Below are 16,961 nucleotides of genomic sequence, written 5' to 3'. Positions count from 1 at the left end.
TTCGCCCGGGGTCGGCGCGCCGGCCCACGCCCTACGCGGCGCGACGCAGGACGTGGCGCCCGGGGCCGACCACCACGGACCTCCGGTCGCCGAGGTCGATCGACGCACGTGCCCCGTGAGGGACCTCGACCGTCACGGCCAGCTCGTCGCCCTCGAGGTCCCACCGCACGCTCGCGCGCCCCAGTGGCGTCTCCAACCAGGTCGACGCCCAGGTCAGACCGCCGCCCGGTCGTGGAGCGACCACGAGCTCGCTCCCGGTCGGCGAGGCCTGCACGAGCCCGGCCACGGTGCCGTGCAGCCAGTCGGCGACGGCGCCGAGCGCGTAGTGGTTGAACGAGGTCATGTCTCCGGGGTTCACGGTGCCGTCCGGCAGCATCGAGTCCCAGCGTTCCCAGATGGTCGTGGCACCCCGGTCGACCATCGACAGCCACGAGGGGCTCTGCGACTGCATGAGCAGCGCGTAGGCGCGGTCGAGGTGACCGGTCGACGTGAGCGCGTGCAGGATCAGCGGCGTGCCGACGAACCCGGTGGCGATGCGGTCGCCCTCCTGCCGGACGAGCTCGGCCAGACGGTCGCCGGCGGCCGTGCGGGACTCCGGCAGCAGCAGGTCGAACTCGAGCGCGAGGGCGTAGGCCGTGGGGGCGTCGCTCGTGAGCCGCCCGTCCCGCTGCACGTAACGGTCGACGAACGCGTGGACGATCTCGTCGGCGAGCCGCCCGTAGCGTTCCGCGTCGCCGTCGTGCCCCAGGACGCGAGCCATCCGGGAGACCAGGCGCGAGGAGCGCGCGAAGTAGGCGGTCGCCACCAGGTACCGGTCGGTCCGGCCCGCACCGGGGTCGTCCGGCGGTGCTGCGGGGTCGAGCCAGTCGCCGAGCTGGAAGCCCTCGTCCCACACCCGGTCGGGGCCGGCCAGCGCGCTGACGCGATCGACCCACGCCGTGGCGGAGGGGTACTGCCGCTCCAGGATCGTGCGGTCGCCGTAGTGCTGGTAGAGCACCCACGGGACGATGGCGGCGGCGTCGCCCCAGGCGGCGCCGGGCCGGGCCGGGGACCACATCGGGTTCCCGTAGATGTTCGGCACGTACCACGGGACCGTGCCGTCGGGGAGCTGCTCCGACGACAGGTCGCGCAGCCACGAGGACAGCAGCCCCGCGGTGTCGTAGAGGTACGTCGCGGTCGGCGCGAAGACCTGGATGTCGCCGGTCCAGCCGAGCCGCTCGTCGCGCTGCGGGCAGTCGGTCGGCAGTCCGACGAAGTTGCCCCGCATGCTCCAGACGACGTTCTCGTGCAGGCGGTCGAGCCGCTCGTCGGAGGAGGCGAACCCGCCGGTGCGGCGCATGTCCGTGTGCAGGACGCGCGCGACGACGTCACCGTCGTGCAGGTCGCCCCGCCAGCCCTCGATCTCGGCGTACCGGAAGCCGTGGATGGTGAACCGCGGTTCCCACGTCTGGCGACCCTGCGACCCGAGGACGTACTCGTCGACGGACGTCGCCGCGCGCAGCGGTCGGACGCACAGCTCGCCGTCCTGCAGGACCTCGGCGTGGCGCAGCACGATCCGGGTGCCCTCGGGGCCGTTCGGACGGATCCGGAGGCGGCCGACGAGGTTCTGGCCGAAGTCGAGCAGGTGGGTGCCGCGCGACGTGCGCCCCACGGTGACGGGCCGGACCTCCTGCGTGCAGCGGATCGGCGGGCCGTCAGGGGCGACCAGCGTGCCGGGGTCACGCTCGATGCCGGTCACCCCGACCCAGCCGGAGTCGTCGAAGCCGGGCTCGGACCAGCCGCCGGGGTTCAGCCGCTCGTCGTGGGACTCACCCTCGTACAGGCCGGAGCGGAGGACCGGACCGTCCCCGGCGGTCCAGCCCGGGCCGGTCGCGACGACCGTGCGGGACCCGTCGGGGTGCTCGACCTCGAGCTGGGCGAGCAGTGCCAGCCGATCGCCGTAGATGTCACGGCGGCCGCCGTCGAAGCCGAGCCGCCCGCGGTACCAGCCGTCGCCCAGGAGCGCGCCGATCGCGTTGTCGCCCTCGCGGACCAGGTCGCTCACGTCGTGGGTGCGGTAGACGAGCCGTTCGGGGTACACCGTCCAGCCGGGCGCGAGGACGTCGTCCCCGACCCGCTGACCGTTGAGGTACGCCTCGACCAGGCCGTGCGCGGTGAGGTACAGCCTGGCGGCGACGATCGGGCGGTCGATCCGGAAGGAGTGGCGCAGGACCGGCGGTCGCCGCAGGTCGGTGTCGGGCTCGACGAGGTCGGCGGCGATCGCCTGCGCCACCCAGTCGCCCGGGGTCAGCAGACCGGCCTCGAGCGGTGCGATCGGTGACCACGGGGACGCGTCGCCCACGGTGCCGCGGACACGGACGGCGATCTCGGCCCGCTCCCTCGACGTGAGCGGGTCGAACGGCCAGGCGACCAGCACCTGATCCGCCGACTCGATCCACCCTGAGGGCACCTGCTCTCCCCCGGCGCGACGGACCCGGAGCTCGTACGCGGTCTGGCTCCATCCGTCCGGTGCGTCGAGCACGGGCCAGGTGACCCGCGGGCGGGACTCGCCGATGCCGAGCGGCTCGACGTGGTGCTCGATCCTGGGCCGGCCGGGCCGTACACCGCCGGCGGGCACGGCGGCAGGGGCGTTCGTCGCGTCGTCCACGATCGCGCCTCAGCCCTTGACCGCGCCGGCGGACAGGCCGCGCATGACGCGCTGGTTGAGGAAGACGTACAGCCCGAGGACCAGCAGCATGTTGATGCAGATCGCGGCGAACGTGGGGCCGTAGTCGACCGTGCCGAACTGACCGGTGAAGTTGAGCAGCCCGACCTGGACGGTGCGCAGGTCGTCCTGCGTGGTGAAGGTCAGGGCGATCAGCAGGTCGTTCCACAGGAAGAAGAACTGCACGAGCGCGATGGTGAAGATCGAGTTGCGCATCATCGGGAAGCCGATCGACCAGAACGATCGGATCGCCGAGGCCCCGTCGAGCGTGGAGGCCTCGAACACCTCACGGGGGATCGCCCGGAAGTAGGTCGCCATCATGAAGACCGTCAGCGGTAGGCCCGTGGCGGTGTAGGTGATGATCAGCGGCCACAGGCTGTTCGTCAGGTGCAGCTTGAAGTACACGGTGAACAGCGGCAGCAGGATCATCTGGCCGGGGATCATGATCCCGGCCAGGAAGAGCATGAGGACGCCGGACCGTCCGCGGAAGACCATGACCTCCAGCGCGTAGCCCGCCGCGGTGCCCAGGACGATCACGAGCGCCAGGGACGGGAAGACGGCCAGGACCGAGTTGCGCAGGTAGAGCGAGATGCTCGACCACGCCTCGGTGTAGTTGGCGACGTTGCCGAAGCTCTCCGGCAGCGCCCACGTGGGGTTGTTGAGGAACTCGTCCTGGGTCTTGAACGAGCCCAGCAGGATCCACACGAGCGGGTAGACCATCACGATCAGCAGGACCGTGACGACCAGGTAGATCGGGATCTGCCGGACCCGCTTGCGGAGCAGGCCGTTCGACGGGCCGCGGCGCGGACGCGCGGTGGTGGCGGGGACGACGACGGTGTCGGTGGAGGTCATGGCTCAGCCCTGCGTCAGGTCGCGCTTGTTGGCGCGGAAGATGAACACGGTCACGGCCAGGCACAGGATCGTCAGCGCGAACGCGATGGTCGAGCCGTAGCCGTAGTCGCCGTAGAAGAAGGACGTGCGGTACATCAGCAGGGTCAACGGCGTGGTGCCGGACCCGGGGCCGCCGCCGGTCAGGGCGTAGATCGAGTCGAAGACCTTGAGCGTGCCGTTGATGCTGAAGATGATCGAGGAGATCAGGACCGGCAACGACAGCGGAAGCACGATGCTGCGCACCAGGCGCCAACCGGCGGCGCCGTCGAGCCGGGCCGACTCGAGCAGCTCGTCGGGGATGTCGACGAGCCCGGCGTAGAGCAGGACGGCGTAGAAGCCCATCGAGCGCCAGATGTCCATCAGCGCCAGCACCCAGAAGGCGGTGGCCGGCGTGCCGAACCAGTCGACGCCGTGCAGGCCGACCGCCTCGAGCAGGGAGTTGACCGGCCCGGTCTGCGGGGCGTACTCGAAGAACTTCTGGAACAGCAGCGCGACTGCGACCGTGGGCAGGACCACAGGGAAGAACACGAGCGTGCGGATCAGGCCGGACGCCTTGCGCAGGAAGAACACGTACAGCAGCGACAGCGAGTAGCCGGCCGCCACCTGGCCCACGGTGATCACCACGGCGTACTTGAGGGTGAAGACCAGCGCGTCACGGACGGCCGGGTCCTGGACGAGCTCGGTGAAGTTGTCGAAGCCGGTCCACTCGAACCCGGTGATCACACTGCCGGTGAAGAACGTGTAACCGAGGGACCACAGCATCGGCACCAGCATGACCAGGGAGTACACGAGCAGCGCTGGCCCGAGCAGGACGAAGATGGCGCGCTTGTCGCCGAGGACGTTGTTCATCAGGGGTCTCAGGTTTCTGGTCGGTGCCGTGGGGCGGACCGCGACGGTGCGGACCCGCCCCACGGCGGACGAGGTGACGCGGGCGTCAGTCGAGGTTCGACTGGACCTGGGTCATGAAGTCCTCGCCGGACAGCTGACCGGAGGCGAGCAGACCGCCGTCGTTCTGGCTCGTGGTGGTGGCCTCGGCGCTGAAGTACGCCTCGAACCACAGGATGCTCGTGTCGACCGCGGCGATCTGGTCCTGCACGAGCTGGCTGAGCGGGGAGACCTCGACGTCGCCGGTCACGGCGAACCCGGTGACCTGGCCGCTGTCACGCAGCGCGACCGTGCCGTAGTTGTCCGCGATGCACCTGACCCAGTCCTGGGTCGCGGTGTCGTCGGCGAAGCCCTTGGCCGAGATCGCCAGCGCGGTCCCGACGTTCGCGGGCATCTGGTCGGCCGAACCGGCACCGCCCGTGACCTCGGGGAACTGCATGAAGCCGATGTTGTCCTCGCCGATCTTGTTCTGCTCGGGGTCGTTGAACGCCGAGACCGCCCAGGAGCCCATGTAGATGAAGCCCGAGCCGCCGGTCAGGAAGGTGTTGAGCGCCGTGCTGTAGTCGATCGACGTCGGCGAGTCACCGAAGTAGCCGTTCGCACCCAGGTCGGCGATCGCGTCCGCGGCGGCCACGTACTCAGGGTCCGTCAGCTTCGCCTCGCCGTCCCGGACCGCCTTGAGCGCGTCCGGCCCGAGGTCACGGGCGATGTAGTTGCCGACCCACCGGGTCACGCCCCAGCCGTCCCCGCCCTTGCCTGCCTGGGAGACCGGCTGGACGCCCGCGGCCTTGAGCGTGGCGAACGCGTCGACCAGCTCGTCCCAGGTGGTCGGCACCTCGATGCCGTTGTCCGCCAGGAGCTGCTTGTTGTACCAGATGCCCTCGATGTTGAGCTCGGTCGGTAGCACGAGCTGCTGGCCGTCGTAGAGGTTCTCGATGACCGAGGTCGCCGCCGGCAGGATGTCGTCGGAGATCCCGAGGGTGTCGAGCGCCTCCCCCACGTCCTGCAGCGAGCCCTGCTCGGCGAGCTGCGCGTTGAGCGTGGGGGCGTTCGCGCTGATGAACACCTGCGGCAACGCGCCTTGGCCGGCCAGGAGCTGGAGCTGCTGGTCCAGCGTGGACTGGGCCTGCGTCGAGATCTTCAGCGGCTGCGCCTCGTTCTGGGCCTTGCACTCGTTCTCGCTCAGCGTCGTCAGCGTGGTGGGGATCGTCTCGTTCTCGTTGATGGCCAGGAAGTTCAGGTTCGAGGCGCCGTCGCCCGAACCCTCGCTCGACCCGTCGGACGACGAGCCGCTGCACGCCGCGAGCATGAGCGTCAGGGCACTCATGCCCGCGACGCCCGCGAGGAGCGTCCGGCGGTGCTTCACGATCGTGTTCACAGTTCCTCCTTGAAGTGCGAAGCATGGGGTTGAAGCGTTTCAACCGTAACCGCCGATCACCCGCGAGGTCAACAGGTTGTTGCCAAGACGTGACCTGACCAGGTTCGATAGGGACGAGACACGAGCCGACCAGGGGCACCGTCGCCACCGGTGATTGACTCGCTTCAATGCCGCCGCGCGTCGATGGGGCGAACGGCGCCCGATCCTGCAGGCTTGACCTGCACGTCTACCGAGAGGACCCCCGTTGCCGCCGAAGTCGCCGCACAAGCAACGACCGAGCGTCGGCGATGTCGCCACGCTCGCCGGCGTCTCTCTCGGCACGGTGTCCAACGTGCTCAACCATCCCGACAAGGTCGCCGCCAGCACCCGCGACCGCGTCGAACGCGCCATGACGATGCTCGGCTACGTGCCCAACACCGTCGCGCGATCGCTGCAGTCCGGCACCACCCAGAGCGTGGGCCTGATCGTCTCCGACCTGTCGAACTCGCTGTTCGTGGACATCGCCCGTGGCGCCGAGAGCGGCGTCGAGCAGGGCGGCCTCACCCTGATGATCGCCAACAGCGATGCGAGGGTCGAGCGCGAGTCCGCCTACCTGCGCATGTTTGCCCAGGCACGCGTCACCGGCGTGCTCATGACCCTGAACGACGCAGCGCACTTCGCAGCCGTCGCACGAGCAGCCCCGCCCGGGGTCCCGCTCGTGCTCCTCAACTTCGGCGCACCCGTCTCCCAGTTCTGCAGCGTGGACGTCGACAACGCCCTGGGCGGATACGTCGCGACCCGGCACCTGATCGAGTCCGGGTGCCGGCGACTCGTCTTCGTCGGCGGCCCGCACGAGCTCCAGCCGGTCGTCGACCGCGGCAAGGGCTTCCAGCGGGCGATCGCCGAGCAGCCAGGAGTGTCGGGCGAGGTCGTCACGCCGGACTGGATCAACCGCGCGGACGGGTGGACCACCGGGGTCGAGCTCGCCACCCGGGTGGCCAGGGGTGAGATCGACGGCATCTTCGCCGCCTCCGACCTGCTCGCCGCCGGCATCGTGCAGGCCCTCTCGGCGGCGTCGATCCGCATCCCGGACGACGTGGCGATCGTGGGCTACGACAACAACCAGGCCGCCTGGGACAGCCCCGTCCCCATCACGACCGTCGCCCAGCCCGGCGAGGAGGTCGGCCGCCTCGGCGCGATGCTGCTGCAGGACGAAGCGCGTGGGGACGGACCCGAGCACACCCACTCGGCGATCCTGCTCCCCCCGCAGCTGGTGGTTCGTGGGACGACGAGGCCCACGACCGCCGGCCGGTAGGGGTCCACTCAGCACGTCATCCCCGGTGCGCCTCGCCCGGGAGGAGCTCGATGAACCTGACCTCGAGCGGCTCCAGGACGGCAGAGAGCGTGAAGCCGGGCGCATCCACCTCGACGTCGTTCACCACCATCTGAGGCACGGACACCTGACGGATGTAGTCCACGCACTCGGCGTCGATGGTGGGGGCACCCATCCGGAGCCAGGTGTCGAAGGCCGACCCGTGCTCGGTGTTGATCACGTGCTCGCGCATCCGGTACGGACCGGGCACCAGCCCGGTCAGCTCGAGCGAGAAGTCCATGCGCCCCAGCTCGGAGAACGGCGCGTACCGCTCCAGGTAGGTCATGTCGTACCGCTCACCCGAGGCGAACAGGTGGCTGAAGTGCTCGTAGTTGTAGAGCACGACCTGCACGGAGCCGCCCCTGCTGGTCACGAAGTACCCGTCGCCCGAGGTGAGCAGCCGGTCGCCCACGCGGCTCAGGATGGTGAACAGGTGGTGGTGCGGCTTCTTGACCCCGTTGGAGGTCAGCAGGCCGAGCCCGCCGTGGAACATGTCCTCGCTCGGCTGCAGCTCCTCCATCAGGTCGGTGAGCGTCCAGTAGGCGAATGCGTCGAGCTCGTCGTAGTTCTCCAGCAGGTTCTTGGCCAGGTAGCAGCTCTTGAACGTGGTGTCGTTGAGCAGGTCCCGGTGCGAGACCGTCAGGTTCCACTCGCTCAGGTAGATGGGGATGCGCAGGCCCAGATCGCGGGTCAGCAGCTTGAGCTGGCGGATCGTCTTGCCGAACGCGTCCTGGTCCTTGTTGAGCCGTGAGGAGCTCGGTCGCCCCGGGGTGTGTTCCGCGAGGCTCTCGCGGCTGAAGTCGTTGTCGTAGTAGTGGACCGTCAGGAAGTCCGGTGCGCACCCGTGCGTGCGGGCGTACTCCAGGAACCCCAGCAGCCAGTCCTTGTCCTGCGTGTACGAGACGAGCATCGCCGGGCTGCCGAACTGCAGCTCACGCCCGAACCCCTTCACCGCCGCGTGCGTGGCCCGGTAGAAGTCGAGGAACACGGCGTCGTCGTCGAACCCGAAGAGCGTCGGACCCGTGTCCGGCTCGTTCCAGACGCAGAACAGCCAGGTCGAGACCTCGGCCCGGGTGTAGCGCGCGAGAACGTGGTCCATGAACGCCTCGACCAGCGCCGTCCAGCGTTCGATGCTCCTGGGCGGGCTGACGTTGAAGGGCGCAGAGAACACCGTCCGGTCCTCGATCGAGGCGAGGTCCTGCGGCATGAACGACAGCTGCACGAAGGGCTTGAGCCCGATCGAGAGCAGGAAGTCGAGCACCTTGTCGACCAGCACGAAGCTGTACACGGGCAGACCGGACTCGTCCTCGCGGTACACGTGCATGTCGTCGCCGAACAGGCCGTGGAACTTGATGTACTCGAAGCCGATGTCGGCCTGCCACTGGCGCAGCATCTCGCGGACCTCCTCGTAGAGGAGCTCCTTCGCACGCCCGACTGTCGTCATCCTGCGGTAGGTGTGCGAGAGCCGGCGGCCCGGTGCGGTGGCGTCGACGCCCTCGACGGCGACCACCTTGGTCAGCGGCTCGACCTCCACGGTCGGGGAGATCTGCCGGTCGACGTCGGCCGGAAGGTAGCGGGCGAGCACCCGCAGCGGGCTGTCCGGGGCGGGTCCCGCCGTCGTGAGCCGCGCGCCGGCCCGTGCAGGCTCCGACCGGTGATCACGCCGGTACTGGCTCGGCAGCACGTCGTGGCGCGCCTTGAACAGCTTGACGAACGCCCGAGGGTCACGGAAGCCGTTGCGCTTGGCCACCACCTCGATGCTCTCGTCGGAGGTGATTAGGTCGTCGACTGCCCGGTCGAGCCGCAGCTGGTTGTAGTAGGCGGAGAACGTCATCCCCACCTGCTCCTTGAAGAAGGCGGACAGGTAGGGCGCCGACAGGTGCTGCTGCGCGGCGACCTGGTTGAGCGAGAGAGCCTCGGCATAGTGCTCGTCGATGTACCGCAGCAACCCGCGCAGCCGCGCCCGGTGCTTGTCGGAGGCGCTCGGCTCCCCCGCCGGGCTCGCCACGAACCGGCGCACCAGCTCGTCGAGCAGGGCGTACAGGAGCGCGACGCTCTGGAACCGTCGCTGCTCGTCCTGCGCGCTGCCGGCCTTGATCACCTGGGCGAGCAGATGGATGAGGGGGCGGAACACGGTTCGGTTGGTGGCGGTCGCCGAGCTGACCCGGAACGAGACATCCTCCAGCGACGGGGCCAACCGGTGCAGGTCGATCCGCAGGCAGATCAACTGGTAGGGCGAGTCCGCCTCGATCTCCAGCAGGCTGTGCGGGTTGACCAGCAGGACGTCCTCGGGCTGGAGTGCGCTCTCCTCGTCGTCGACGACCACGAGCGGCCGCCCGTGCACCACGAACAGCAGCTGCGTCTCGTCCCGACGCGAGGGCGCGAACCCGTCCCCCTCGAGCAGCATCACGCGTGCCGGCACCGCGCGGGGCAGCATGACCAGCTCGGACTCGGTGTGCATGTCAGGCTCGTCCTCGCACGTGCTTCGGGCCTGCCCGGCCGCTGCGCCTCATCGATCGGTGAGGTGTTCGAGCATCTCAGAGAGCTTTTCCAGACGCCACGTGACCCTAGGGTGCTCGGCGGCGTCGCCGATTCCGAAGCACGAGAAGCCACCGGCGAGAGCCGCGTCCACCCCCGCCCGGGCGTCCTCGACGACGGCGCACCTCCCCGGCGTGAGCGCAAGGAACTGCGCGGCGCGCAGGAACACCTCGGGATCGGGCTTGCTCCGCGTGATGTTCTCCCCATCAGAGATCGCATCGAACCGATCGCGCAGGCCGATGCGGTCGAGGATGACCTTGGCGTTCCTGCTGGACGAGCCGATCGCGAGCCGCAGTCCGCGCCCCTGGAGCTCGTCCAGCGTTGCGAGCACGTCCGGCGCGACGTCGCGGGGGGTCAGCCGGTCCAGCAGCTGGCGGTAGATCGCATTCTTCTCATCGGCGAGGACCTCCTTCTCGACGGCGGAGACCTCGGTCATCCCCAGGGACAGGACGATCTCCAGGCTGTCGGCCCGGGACACCCCTCGCAGGCGGTCGTTGTCCCGCCGCGTGAACGCGATCCCCAGGCGCTCCGCGATGGCCGACCAGGCCTGGTAGTGCAGCTCGTCGGTGTGCACCAGGACGCCGTCCAGGTCGAAGATCACTCCCCGCAGCGCGCTCACAGCCGGGTGTCCCACTGACCGCAGAACGCGTCGACCGGGCTGGTGCCCTCGAAGCGCGCGCGGCCCTGCAGCGCCGCGACCAGCTGGTCGAGCACGGCGGGCGAGGATCCGTAGGTGTTGATGAGCGTCCGCACCCGCGGCACGTCGAACAGGTGGTACGGGTTCTCGAGCGAGATGAAGACAGTGGGGACCGAGGGGACGTACGCGGGGACGTTCGCGCCCATCGGCTCGGCCCACTCGATACGCACCACGGTCTGGTTCGAGCGGGTCGACAGGTTCGCGAGGTACACGATCAGGTCGAACTTCTCGGTGACGTCGGAGGTCGGGCTGGCCATGCCCTCCCACCCGCCGCCGGGTTCGAACCGCGTCACGTCGTGACCGGCGTCGACGAGGCGTTCGATGAGCTGCTCGACCGCTCCGGCGCGAGCACCTTGACCGATGGGGCTGCCGCCGGCCTCCAGGGCGTGCACCAGCACGCGCCGATACCGGTCCGCGGTGAGCGGCAGCACGCCGGTCTCCTCCTTGACCAGGGTGATCGACCCGGCCGCAACTCGGCGCGCGACCTCCTGGTGATCCGGGCGTGCGAGCACCGCGGAGGCGTCCCCCTGCGGGAGGTTGTCGCCACGGTGCAGCCCGAGGGAGGCCTTGAGCGCGAGCACCCGGGTGACTGCCTCGTCGAGGCGCTCGGTCGTGATGACGCCGTCACGGACGCCGTCGCGCATGAACGCGAAGTCCTCCTCGAGGTTCTTGGTGAACAGGAACATGTCACACCCGGCCGCGATGACCCGGGGCACTGCCTTGCTGCGCGGCAGCACGGACGCCAGCCCGGCCATGGTGGTGGAGTCCGAGACGATCAGGCCGTTGAACCCGAGCCGGTCACGCAGCAGGTCGCCCAGCAGCTCCTCAGCCACGAGACCGGGCAGGATGTCGGCGTCGGCGATGCCCGGTCGCAGCTCGCGGCTGTAGGCCGGGAGCATGATGTGCCCGACCATCACGGTCTTCGCCCCCGCCGCGATCGCTGAGCGGTAGACCTGCCCGAACGTCTGCTCCCACTCCTCGACCGTCATCGTGTTGACGGAGGCGAGCAGGTGCTGGTCGCGTTCGTCGACGCCGTCACCAGGGAAGTGCTTGACGGACGCGGCCAGGCCCTCGGCCTGGATCGCCTCGACGTAGGCCGCGCCCATCGCGGCGACGGTCGCCGGCTCCGAGCCGAACGTCCGGGTGTTGGTGATCGGGTTGCGGAAGTTGAGGTCGATGTCGACGACCGGGGTGAACGCCCAGTTGATGCCGACGGCGCGCGCCTCTCGCCCCAGCACCGCGGCCGCAGCGCGGACCTGGTCGAGGTTGCCGGTCGCCGCCAGCGCCATGTTGGCGCCGACATGAGTAGCCTCGAGCACCGTCTGCGACGCGCCGCCCTCCAGGTTCGCGGAGATCAGGAGCGGGACCGCGGCCGTGCTCTGGAGCGTCGTGACGGTGTCGACGACGCCGGCCGCGCTCATCGTCCGGAGCATCACCCCGCCGACGTGCAGACCGCGCGTGAGGTGCTGCAGGTAGCCCGGGTCACTCGTGTAGGTGATGAGGCAGAACAGCTGGCCGAGCTTCTCGTCCTCCCCCATCCGGGCCAGGGTGTCGCGCACCCAGGTGACGGCTCCGTCGTCGAGCGAGAAGGGTGCGGCGGTCAGGTCGATCATGATGCGGTCGCTCCGGTCCGGACGATGGGCTGCGCCGGCACGTCCGGCGAGGCGGGTGGGAGATGCCCGGTGGTGTGCCGGTCGCGTCGCGCGACCCTCCGCCACAGCCGCGCGAGCTTGTCCTCGTTGCTGAGGAACAACAGGAATCCGACGAGAAGGAGCGCGTTGGTGATCGACTGCACGGTGCTGGTCAGGTGCAGCGCGGCGAAGGCGAGCCCGAGCAGGGTGGTGCACAGCGCACCGAGCAGGTAGCCGAGCTTGTCGTTGGAGTACCGCCCGATGAAGCCCCCGACGAACATCGGGAGGAAGGCGGTGAACATGATGCCGATCGAGCCGAAGTTGAGCTTCCCGGCCTCGATGTAGCCCATCTGCGAGGCGAGGATGAGGCCGACGGCGCCCATGAGCCCGCCCGAGATGGCGTACGCGGCGACGGCGTTGCGCTTCTCCCGTATCCCGGCGGCCACGGCCGGACCCTGCCCGGTGATCAGGGCGCGGTAGTCGTAGCCGAACCGGCTCTGGTCGAAGAGCAGGACGACCACGAGCAGACCGACCGCGATGACGGCGGCCATGGCGGCCGGGCTCTTCGAGAACGACGTCAGCCCGCCGTCGAGCAGGAAGCTGACGTTCGCGCCGCCGGTGATCGCGAACGAGACCCCCTCGTACAACAGGGTGATCCCGAGCGAGCAGACCATCGGCGAGATCCCGAGCAGCACGTACACCAGGCCCGAGAAGGCCCCGAGCGCCACGCCGACCGCGACCGTGATGCCGCCCATGACGACGATCCCACTGCCGGTCTGGATGGCCACCGTCGCCCCGATGACGGACGACAGCGTCGCCATCGCCCCGAGGGAGAAGTCGAACCGGCCGCTGTTGAGGTTGATGGCCAGCGCCATCGCGGTCAGCATCGTGGTGGCCACGCCACGGGTGAGCAGCAGCAGGCTGTCGTCCGTGCCGAACAGGGAGGCACCGTTGATCGAGCACAGAGCTGTGAGGACGACGAACACGGTCACCGGAATGGCGAGCGCTCCTGTGACGCGTCGCATGACATCTGCTCCCATCAGCGGTGCCTCCCTGTTCCCTTCGTTCCCTCAGCCGGCGAGCTCGTCGAACGAGTACTTGCTCACGAAAGCGGCGAAGTCGTCGTAGCTGACATCCGTGCCGATGAACGGCTCGAGTGCCGCCTGGTCGTAGACCGGGCTCTCGATCGTGTCGGCGGCCAGGAACTCGTTGAACTGGTCGATCGACGTGGCGACCCAGTACCCCTGCTCGAGGGCGAGGGCGGTGTCACCCTCTCCGCGGATCGGGTGCCCCTGGACGGCACTGAGCGTCGCCGCGAAGATCGGGCCGGTGCTCGACGTGAACTTCCCCGCCAGGTAGCTCAGCGAGCCGGCCTCCATCGCCTTCGCGTTCTCGTCGGTGTAGGCGTCGATGTCACCGATCGCGATGTCCGTACCGGAGACAGCTGCACCGAAGACCGCAAAGCCCGTGCCTGCTGCGAGGATCACGTCCGGCTTCGAGGAGACGACGGCGGCGAGGTTCGCCTGCCAGGCGGAGTCGTCGAAGTCCCAGACCTCCTGGTACCCGGTGAGCTCGTACACGTCGGAGGCGAACTGGTCCACCTTGATCGTGCCGTCCCGCATGATCACGCCCAGGATGTCGCCGAACTCCTTGGCCCCTCCGTACGTGGTCGACGGGTCCTCAGCGAGCGCCGCCAGCATTCCGGCGGTGCGGTAGATGTGCATGTCGATGTAGTACGGGATGCCTGCGCCGTAGATCGCGAAGCGCGTGTCGCCCTCGTCGACGAAGTGCTTGGCCATGTCGTATCCGGCCTGCAGCTCGACGTCGAGGCTCGGGCCGATGGCCCCCACGTAGTACTGGTAGTCCTTGAACATCTCGTACTGCTCGTCGGTGAGAGTGCCTGTCGCGACCGAGTAGTAGATGCCCGCGCTCTCGGCCATCTCGATCTGTGCGGGACGGTCGGCCGAAGCGAACGAGATGATCGCTCGGCAGTTGTTCGCGATGAAGCTCTCCATCGCGCGCTTCTCCGCGTCCGCGTCGGCGAGTTCCTCGGAGTACACGAACTCGACGTCGAAGTTCTGCTGGATGTACTGGGTGTAGTAGTCCTTGAAACCGAGCGCTTCGGACGACGTCGCGTCCGAGACAAGGACGCACATCTTGACCGTCTCCCCACCCGTGCCTGCGGCGGCGGTGTCGTTCTCGGCGGCGGTCCCGCTCGAGCAGGCGGCCGTGCCGAGAGTGAGCCCGAGTGCCGCCAGCGCGGCGAGCGTGGTGGACCTGGTGATCTTCATCGATCTTCCCTTCGTGGGTGTCCGTCGAACTGGGATGAGGCAGGAGGCTTGTGAATGGATTCAGCGCGGCAGGAGCCGGCCACGGTGGCCGCTCGTGGCGACCCACACGACCGCGAGGAAGAACACGGCGCGCACCACCTGGGCGATGCCGTTCCCGGCCGAGGTCGAGGCGAGCAGGGTCGTCATGGTCTGGTTGAGGACGGCCATCGACAGGCCTCCCACCAGTGCCGCGTAGATGCGGGTGCGGGGTCCGCCGGAGATCGGCATGCCGCCGAAGACCATCGCGACGAGCACGTTCATGCCGATGTCGCCGGCGGTGGACGTCGTCAGGGTGGGTGTGCGCAGCACGGTCAGGAACGCACCGAGGCCGACGCCGAGCCCGGCGATCGCGAAGGCCGCGAGCGCCGTCTTCTTCATCGGTATACCCGTGAGCCTGGCCGTCACGGGATTGCCCCCGATGAGCTTCTCGACACGACCCAGCCGGGTGACGCTGAACAGGAAGACGCACAGCACGATGAAGACGGCTGCGACGACGAACTTCACGGTGAGCGTGTCGTAGCTGCGGGCGAACGCGCTGTCGACGCGGATCTGCGCACCACCGGTGGTCTGCACGAGCGCGACGGCGACCGCACCCAGCACCGAGAGCATCGCCACGGTGGTCACGAAGACCGGGAGGTCGAAGATCGCCGCCAGGGCGGCACTGATGAGCGAGGCAGTCACGGCGGTGGCGACGCAGGCGAGCAGCATCGCCCACAGCGACTCGGTCGCGTTGTAGGTCAGCCCTCCGACCATCGCTGCGACCAGCGTCGACGCGCCCAGGCTGATGTCGAACGAACCCATGGCGAAGATGAAGATCGCCCCGGTCGCGATGATCACGATGATCACCGACTGGTTGACCAGCGTCTCCACGCTGTAAGCCATGTTGATGCCGCGGGCCGAGCCGATCAGCACGAACGCGATCGACAGGGCGATCAGACCACCGAGCGGGGCGAGGGCCGCGAGCGTCTCGCGCCCCGAGGCCCGTTCGGCACGCCTCTTCTGTGCGCCAGGGAGGGGACGCTGGATCAGATCATGCACTGGATGATCTCCATCTCGGTCAACTCGGGGCCGCGCTCGAACTCACGTGCGACACGGCCGTCCTTCATGATCAGCAGGCGATCGCACATCCCCATGAGCTCGGTCATCTCCTCCGAGACCATGACGACGGCCTTGCCCTCGTCCTTCAGCCGGACCATCAGCTGGTACATCGCCTGCTTGACGCCGATGTCGACCCCACGGGTGGGACAGTCGAGGATCAGGACCTCGCTGCCGCAGGCGATCCACTTGCCGAAGACGACCTTCTGCTTGTTGCCCCCGGAGAGCGTGCCGACCACCTGGGAGGAGCTGGTCGCCTTGACGGCGAGCTGCTCCATCGGGGTCAGGACGTAACGACGCTCGGCACCGGGTGTGATCAGACCGCCGCGGCCGCGGCCGATCAGGTGCAGGCCTGCGCTGGCGATGTTGTCCCGGATGCTCGCCGTCAGGCTCAGCGACTCGGTGTCGCGGTCCTTCGACACATAGCCCATCGCCGCCCGGACGGCCCGCTGCTCGCTGGTGATGCGGGAGCCGTTCGCCGTGACCGAGCCGCCGTCCAGCCGGATCGCACCGAACAGCGCCTTGCCGAGCTCATGCATGCCGGAGTGGCTCAGCCCGCCGATCCCGACGATCTCACCGCTGCGGACCGCGAGGCTGACGTCTCGCACCTTGTCCCCGACCGTGAGGTGCTCGGCGCGCAGGACGACCTCGGGGCGTGCCGTCGCCGTCGTGTCCTCGCGGTAGTACTGACCCTCGAGCGTGCGTCCGATCATGGCCGCTCGGATGGCATCGGCGTCGAACTGGTGCTTGTCGAACGTGCGGATCAGCTCACCGTCACGCAGCACCGTCAGGCGGTCGCACACCGCCATGATCTCCTCGAGATCGTGCGAGATGAAGACGACAGCGCCCCGCCGCTTCTGGGCGCCCATCAGGCGGTAGAGCGTCTCGCGTCCCGCCTGGGACAGGGCGGTGGTCGTCTCGTCGACGACGACGACCTTTGGGTCGTGACGCATCACCCGGGCGAGCTCGACCAGCTTGCGCGCCTGGAAGTCCAGCGAACCGGTGACGGCCGCGGGCTCGATGCCGTCGATGCCTATCGCTGCGAGCGAGTCGCGTGCCTGCCGGTTCATGGCCGTGCGGTCGACGAGTCCCCACCGCCCACTGAACCGTCCCGCGTCCCCCAGGAACATGTTCTCGGCCACGCTGACGCCGGGGACCGTGCCACTCTCCTGGACGACCATGCCGACGCCGCCCTCGAGCGCCGCGTTGACGGACGTCGGCGCCCAGGGCGCACCCTGGTACGTCATACGACCGCCGTCCGGGTTCTGCTGCCCGGCGATGATCGAGGTCAGGGTTGACTTGCCCGAGCCGTTCTCACCGATGAGCCCGTGCACCTCGCCGTCGCGCAGCTCGAAGTCGACACCCTTGAGCGCACGGACCACGCCGAACGACTTCGACATGTCGGTGACGGTGAGGACGCTCTCGCTCGTCATGGCACAGCCTCTCTGCTGCCGATCTGGG

12 protein-coding genes are annotated in these 16,961 nt (G+C 68.9%); 1 reads left to right on the top strand and 11 read right to left on the bottom strand.

All coding sequences use genetic code 11. The annotated features are described in order from the left end of the window. Positions 1-31: 31 nt before the first annotated feature. The 4 genes from BKA22_RS14855 to BKA22_RS14840 all read right to left on the bottom strand — a co-directional run bounded on the left by BKA22_RS14855 (position 32) and on the right by BKA22_RS14840 (position 5,858). Positions 32-2,647, bottom strand: coding sequence for a family 78 glycoside hydrolase catalytic domain (locus tag BKA22_RS14855; protein WP_223203565.1), 2,616 nt, complete (start codon positions 2,645-2,647; stop codon positions 32-34). A 9-nt stretch (positions 2,648-2,656) separates the two neighbouring features. After that, the gene (locus BKA22_RS14850; RefSeq protein ID WP_146952895.1) at positions 2,657-3,556 is read right to left on the bottom strand and encodes a carbohydrate ABC transporter permease; all 900 of its coding nucleotides are present in this window, start codon (positions 3,554-3,556) and stop codon (positions 2,657-2,659) included. A 3-nt stretch (positions 3,557-3,559) separates the two neighbouring features. Beyond that, entirely contained in the window at positions 3,560-4,444 is an 885-nt protein-coding gene (locus BKA22_RS14845; RefSeq protein ID WP_146952896.1) for a carbohydrate ABC transporter permease, read from the bottom strand. An 85-nt stretch (positions 4,445-4,529) separates the two neighbouring features. Further along, positions 4,530-5,858, bottom strand: coding sequence for an ABC transporter substrate-binding protein (locus BKA22_RS14840; protein ID WP_223203566.1), 1,329 nt, complete (start codon positions 5,856-5,858; stop codon positions 4,530-4,532). A gap of 244 nt (positions 5,859-6,102) precedes the next feature. On the opposite strand from BKA22_RS14840, the gene BKA22_RS14835 reads away from it, so the two are divergent. Beyond that, entirely contained in the window at positions 6,103-7,152 is a 1,050-nt protein-coding gene (locus BKA22_RS14835) for a LacI family DNA-binding transcriptional regulator (protein WP_146952897.1), read from the top strand. 16 nt (positions 7,153-7,168) lie between these two features. Here the strand turns inward: BKA22_RS14835 and BKA22_RS14830 are convergent, their stop codons facing one another. The 7 genes from BKA22_RS14830 to BKA22_RS14800 are packed head-to-tail and all read right to left on the bottom strand — an operon-like array spanning position 7,169 to position 16,933. Next, positions 7,169-9,670 carry a GH39 family glycosyl hydrolase gene (locus BKA22_RS14830; RefSeq protein WP_146952898.1) on the bottom strand — a complete coding sequence of 834 codons (2,502 nt, stop codon included), beginning with the start codon at positions 9,668-9,670 and terminating at the stop codon, positions 7,169-7,171. A gap of 48 nt (positions 9,671-9,718) precedes the next feature. Next, the gene (pgmB, locus tag BKA22_RS14825) at positions 9,719-10,366 is read right to left on the bottom strand and encodes a beta-phosphoglucomutase (protein WP_179561803.1); all 648 of its coding nucleotides are present in this window, start codon (positions 10,364-10,366) and stop codon (positions 9,719-9,721) included. After that, on the bottom strand, positions 10,363-12,057 hold the full coding sequence (locus BKA22_RS14820; protein WP_146952899.1) for a glycoside hydrolase family 3 protein: 1,695 nt from the start codon (positions 12,055-12,057) through the stop codon (positions 10,363-10,365). Before BKA22_RS14820 ends, pgmB begins: the two co-directional genes overlap by 4 nt. Next, positions 12,054-13,100, bottom strand: a complete 1,047-nt coding sequence (locus BKA22_RS14815) for an ABC transporter permease (protein ID WP_179561802.1) — start codon at positions 13,098-13,100, stop codon at positions 12,054-12,056. The genes BKA22_RS14820 and BKA22_RS14815 overlap by 4 nt, the downstream gene beginning before the upstream one ends. Positions 13,101-13,145: 45 nt before the next feature. After that, the gene (locus tag BKA22_RS14810) at positions 13,146-14,366 is read right to left on the bottom strand and encodes a type 1 periplasmic-binding domain-containing protein (RefSeq protein ID WP_146952901.1); all 1,221 of its coding nucleotides are present in this window, start codon (positions 14,364-14,366) and stop codon (positions 13,146-13,148) included. 60 nt (positions 14,367-14,426) lie between these two features. Continuing rightward, positions 14,427-15,443: an ABC transporter permease gene (locus tag BKA22_RS14805; protein ID WP_146952902.1), complete on the bottom strand. Its 1,017-nt coding sequence runs from the start codon at positions 15,441-15,443 to the stop codon at positions 14,427-14,429. Continuing rightward, positions 15,431-16,933, bottom strand: a complete 1,503-nt coding sequence (locus BKA22_RS14800) for a sugar ABC transporter ATP-binding protein (protein WP_146952903.1) — start codon at positions 16,931-16,933, stop codon at positions 15,431-15,433. The genes BKA22_RS14805 and BKA22_RS14800 overlap by 13 nt, the downstream gene beginning before the upstream one ends. Positions 16,934-16,961: the final 28 nt, after the last annotated feature.

The organism is Cellulomonas soli (assembly GCF_013409305.1).
GTDB lineage: Bacteria > Actinomycetota > Actinomycetes > Actinomycetales > Cellulomonadaceae > Cellulomonas > Cellulomonas soli.
This window is presented reverse-complemented; position numbering and strand designations above follow the sequence as displayed.

Coding starts and splice junctions, on each gene's coding strand:
- BKA22_RS14850 (WP_146952895.1), bottom strand. CDS start 3,556: ATGACCTCCACCGACACCGTCGTCGTCCCCGCCACCACCGCGCGTCCG.
- BKA22_RS14845 (WP_146952896.1), bottom strand. CDS start 4,444: ATGAACAACGTCCTCGGCGACAAGCGCGCCATCTTCGTCCTGCTCGGG.
- BKA22_RS14830 (WP_146952898.1), bottom strand. CDS start 9,670: ATGCACACCGAGTCCGAGCTGGTCATGCTGCCCCGCGCGGTGCCGGCA.
- BKA22_RS14820 (WP_146952899.1), bottom strand. CDS start 12,057: ATGATCGACCTGACCGCCGCACCCTTCTCGCTCGACGACGGAGCCGTC.
- BKA22_RS14815 (WP_179561802.1), bottom strand. CDS start 13,100: ATGCGACGCGTCACAGGAGCGCTCGCCATTCCGGTGACCGTGTTCGTC.
- BKA22_RS14810 (WP_146952901.1), bottom strand. CDS start 14,366: ATGAAGATCACCAGGTCCACCACGCTCGCCGCGCTGGCGGCACTCGGG.
- BKA22_RS14800 (WP_146952903.1), bottom strand. CDS start 16,933: ATGACGAGCGAGAGCGTCCTCACCGTCACCGACATGTCGAAGTCGTTC.